Annotated in this window: 2 protein-coding genes; both read left to right on the top strand. The window is 50.4% G+C overall.

Annotated features, from left to right (window positions below):
- Window positions 1–452: 452 nt before the first annotated feature.
- The gene (locus FBQ85_29580; protein ID MDL1879281.1) at window positions 453–812 is read left to right on the top strand and encodes a hypothetical protein; all 360 of its coding nucleotides are present in this window, start codon (window positions 453–455) and stop codon (window positions 810–812) included.
- A gap of 89 nt (window positions 813–901) precedes the next feature.
- The coding region (locus tag FBQ85_29575; GenBank protein MDL1879280.1) for a hypothetical protein at window positions 902–2,131 on the top strand (1,230 nt) is incomplete at its 3' end.

Genomic DNA, 2,131 nt, shown 5'->3' with positions numbered 1-2,131 from the left:
TTTAATGGGAAATGTCGCTGCGGTTTTTGGCTTCGTGCGGTTCATTTTGAAAAAGCAGTCGATTTTGTGGAAACGGGTATAACAACATATGAGCTAAAGCTTTGGGCTTCACCCCCGAATTACGAGGCTGTAATACTAGCGTCATTTTGATCCATCATTAATCCAACCTGATTGCCATATCCCTTCTACCCTTCCGTTCGAAGTCACTGTTTTGAATATGCGCCACGTTGTTTACAACGCCCAAAAAATGCTTTAACGCGTGGGCATCGTTTTTGCTTGGTAAAATAAACCACGACGAAATGCCGATTTAGAATCAAATCGTTAACATTTCATACGGCATTAAACGAGAAAGCCTGGCCGCGTTGCATTGCCAGGCTTCTTCACAAGTTTAAAGAACTAATCACTATGGTCATTTCTTCATCAGGACGTTTGTTTCAGGATTGGATCAAAACATGTTGAACATCGGAGGCCGTCATTTTTACGGGCCTTATTCTTTCGACGAATGGGCGCCGCCCGCGGAAGGCGGCATTTATGCCATTTTAACCGGCACCGGTTTGATGCTGAACAGCGAAGAGTTGCTGTATTTGGGCATTTCACGCAATTTTGCCGATGGCCGCATCGGGCGATTTCACTACGCCTACCGTTCGTGGCTTGCGAATTCGGAGCCGCGGGGCAATTTGTACATCGCCATTTATCCCATGCCCTATGCCAGTGAATTGCAGCTCGCGCTCGAAGAAGAAAAGCTTGTTAAGCTGATCAATCCGCTGTGCAATCAGCTTCATTCTCCCGTGATGCGAAGCTTGTTTCGCTGACATTCCGCAATGCGGATCTACACGGCAACGCGCGGGTGAGCCTCATACAATCTGCAGACAAGATCATCACAAGCCTTGAGGGACAAATCATGCTGTGGAAGAGCAGAAAGTTTTTTAGCGATGCAGAACGAGGAGGTTCGGTTTTGCGATCGCCTCTGTTCGCTGCCTTGCTGACGTTATTTTTTCTTGGGGATTTATGTGCCGGCACGCAAGAAGTCAAGCCCGGCGAAGGTATCAACGCCAAGCTTAGTACATTGCAGCCGGGCGATACGCTGTTGGTGCGCAGCGGAACATATACAGAAGCGATATCTCTGCCGCGAAGCGGCGCAGCCGGCAAGCCTATTGTCCTGCAAGCTTATCCCGGCGAGAAACCGGTTATCGCGGTGACCGGCACCATGTTGAATGCCGATCAGGATTATTGGGTGATTCGCGGCTTGATTTTCGATCATCTAGGCGGGGCTTCAGACGCGGTCAAAATCAGGGGGCGATTCATAACCTTGAGCCATTGTGAGTTGCGCAACGGCAAACGCGACGGCATCGACGGCGCCAGCAGCAGCAGCGACATCACCATTGAAAATTGTACCATTTATGATTTTGTCTGGCAAGCCGGCAACGATGCACACGGCATTGTCATTAACGCCGGCGCGGCTCGCTGGAAAATCATCAACAACACCATCTACAATTGCGGCGGCGATGCCATCCAACTCTACGCCAGCGATAAAACCGAGATTGCAAATTATTCCAAAGATATTACCATCTCCGGCAATATTCTTTATACCACGCTGGGCGCCGATAGCGAAAACGCGCTGGACTTCAAAGGGGTTGACGGCTGCCTGGTTGACAGCAACGAGATGTACGGTTTCGAAAACAAAGCCTGGGTCACGCAAAAGGGTTGCCGCAACATTACCGGCTCGAACAATTTCATCCATGACAGCCAGCGCGGCATTGAGTTTCGCGGCGAGGGCGGCAAATCGCAAATGAACATCCGCCTGGTGCGTAATGTGATTTATAACATCCGGCAATACTATGCCGTCAAGTTTGATGACGTCGCGAATGTCGAAATTCTGCACAACACCCTGGCGAACATCACGGCAAAATCATTCCGTATCGAAGGCGAAGGCCTCCGCGGCGGCGTCATACGCAACAATCTCATTTCTAACAGCGGCAGCGTTGCCATCTCCGGGCCGTTCAACTGCCAGGTTGATCACAACGGCTGGTTCAATGCCAAGGCCAAAGCCATGCAGGGCGAGGGCGATCTTACCGGCAGCGATCCTTTCTTCAAAAATGCCGTACAGGCCAACTTCGAGCTACAAGCAAAC

Source organism: Cytophagia bacterium CHB2 (genome assembly GCA_030263535.1).
Taxonomy (GTDB): Bacteria; Zhuqueibacterota; Zhuqueibacteria; order Zhuqueibacterales; family Zhuqueibacteraceae; genus Coneutiohabitans.
This window is presented reverse-complemented; position numbering and strand designations above follow the sequence as displayed.

Excerpts from the sequence above, each read along its gene's own strand:
- FBQ85_29580 (MDL1879281.1), top strand. The coding sequence starts at position 453 with ATGTTGAACATCGGAGGCCGTCATTTTTACGGGCCTTATTCTTTCGAC.